The sequence below is a fragment of the Corallococcus sp. AB049A genome, from assembly GCF_003668885.1.
GTDB classification, from domain to species: Bacteria; Myxococcota; Myxococcia; order Myxococcales; family Myxococcaceae; genus Corallococcus; species Corallococcus interemptor.
Window position 1 is genome coordinate 1 of record NZ_RAWL01000699.1, and the last position, 2,436, is coordinate 2,436.

The following is a 2,436-nucleotide window of genomic DNA, read 5'->3' on the forward strand; positions in this document are numbered from 1 at the left end:
TCCCCAACTCCGGCGCCACCCACTCGCGCTCGCCACCCTCCGGCAGCGAATCCGTCGCCATCCAGTGCAGCGCACGGAAGTCCGGCGCCTGCTCGAAGACGAAATCAGAAAGCTCCAGGATGCCCGACGTGGTGAGCACCACCGTCGCTTTCGCGTCCTGGATGATGGCCCGCAGCCGGGGCAGGGTGCGCTCCAGCCGCATCGGGTCCGGCGGATACGCGGGCACCGCCACCGCCCCGGCATACAGGCAGCCGAAGAACCCGGCGATGTAGTCCAGCCCCGGCGGGTACAGCAGCAGCACGCGCTCGCCCACGGCGCCACGCTCACTCAGCGCGGATGCAATCCGCCGCGCGCGCACGTCCAGCTCCGACGCGCTCCAGACGCTCTCCTCTCCGTCGTCTCCCAGGAAGGTGTACAGCGGCGCTTGGGCGGAAGACCCCTGGGCAAGGGTCAGCAACAAGCCAGAGAGGCTTCGGGGGGCGAGGTCGGTCACGGGGGGAGGCCGTCCAGGTGTCGAAAAATTTCGACACTTCATAGCAGCCCGGATGCTCAATCCCGTAGGCGCTCCCGGTGACGAATCACAGGAGGCCCGGACACGCCGTCAAGTCACGCGCGGCCGAACAGCCCCTTCAACCACCCCATGAAACCTTTCTGCCTGGACACGACGGCGGCATCCGGGGCCTCCTCCGTGACGACTGGAGCGGACGCCGCCACCTTGCGCGTCGCCGGAGCCGCGTTCCCCGGCGTCACCACCGGAGGCACCGGCGCCTGCGCGGCCTCCTCCTGCGCCAGCCGGGCCTTCACCGCCTCCGGCGTGTCCCGGGTGGTGAACGTGCTGACCACCTCGCGCCCCGTGGTGCCTTCCTTGGCGGTCACCTTCAGCAGTGACTCGTTGTTCACCTCGAAGGTCACCGTCACCTGCACCGCGCCCCGAGGCTTCTTCGGCAGACCCGCGAGCCGCAGCGTGCCCAGGTACTCGTTGTCCTGCGCGCGCTCGGAGTCACCCTGGAACACCGTGAGCTCCAGCTCCGTCTGCCCGTCCCGGTGCGTGGACAGCGTGTAGGTCTTGGCCGCCGGCAGCGACACGTTGCGCTCCAGCACCGGCTTGAAGCGCCCACCCGGCAGCGCCACGCCAATGGCCATGGGCAGCACGTCGATGAGCACCACGCCTTCCAGCTGCCCCAGGCTGTGCGCCAGCAGCGCCGCGCCCAGCGCCACGGCCTCGTCCGGGTGCACGCCCTTGCTGGGCGGCCTGCCGAAGAACTTCGTGATCTTCTCGTGCACCAGCGGGAAGCGGCTCTGACCACCGACCAGAATCACCTCGTCGATGTCCGTGGGCTTCAGCCCCTTGGCCTGGAGCACCTCCTCGCAGACCTGGACCGTGCGGTCCACCAGCCCCTCCGTCAGGGCGATCAACTTCTGCCGCGTGAGCGTGACGTCCAGGTCATACGGCTTGTTGTCGATCATCGTGACGAAGGCCACGTGCACCCGCATCTCGGAGCGCTCGGAGAGGGCGCACTTGGCCCGCTCCGCCGCGTCGTTGATGCGCTGCAGGGCCACCCGGTCCCCCTGGAACGCGCGGCCCGTCTGCCGCTCGAACTCCTGGAGGAGGTACTCCACGATGGCGTTGTCGAAGTCGATGCCGCCCAGGAACGTGTCGCCGCCGGTCGAAATCACTTCGTAGACCGTGTCGTGCAGCTCCAGCACCGACGCGTCGAACGTGCCGCCGCCCAGGTCGTACACCAGCACGCGCTGGTTGAGCTTCTTGCCGTAGCCGTACGCCAGCGCCGCCGCGGTGGGCTCGTTGAGGATGCGCTCCACGTACAGGCCCGCGAGCTTGCCCGCCTCGCGCACCGCGTGCCGCTGGTTGTCGTTGTAGTAGGCGGGCACCGTGATGACCGCCCGCGAAATCTGCTGCCCCAGCTGGTTCTGCGCCACCTCGCGCACCTCGCGCAGGATCAGCGCGGAGATCTGCTGGAGCGAATAGATGCGGTCACCCAACCGCACCGCCGCCTCGCCGTTCTGGCCCGCGGCGATCTCGTAGTGGAAGCGGCCTTTGATCTGCCCCACGATGGGCGACGCGTACGGCCGGCCCACCAGCCGCTTGGCGCCGTACACCGTCTGGCGGGGGTTGGTGAGCATCTGCCCCTTCGCGGGGTGGCCCACCACCAGCCTGCCGCGCTGGTTGAACGCGAGGATGGAGGGCACCGTGTTGTGGCCCTCGCGGCTGGGCAGCACCCCGGGCTTGTTGCCGCGCACGAACGCGGCGCACGAGTTCGTCGTCCCCAGGTCGATGCCGATGACCGGCCCCGTCCGGGGAGGCTCGTCGATGGTCAGCCCCAGTGACGCATCCGTCACCATCTCCAGCGCGGGCGCGGCCGGGGCGTCCATCCGGGCCGGGGCGTTGGCCTCCGAGATGGCCGGGGGCAGGGCCTG

2 protein-coding genes are annotated in these 2,436 nt (G+C 69.6%); both read right to left on the minus strand.

Features of this window, described 5'->3' with window-relative positions; translation table 11 throughout:
- A partial coding sequence (locus tag D7X55_RS38400; protein WP_147470395.1) for an AMP-binding protein occupies nt 1-535 on the minus strand: 535 nt, incomplete at its 3' end.
- A gap of 71 nt (nt 536-606) precedes the next feature.
- On the minus strand, nt 607-2,436 hold a 1,830-nt coding region (locus tag D7X55_RS38405), incomplete at its 5' end, for an Hsp70 family protein (protein ID WP_121725622.1).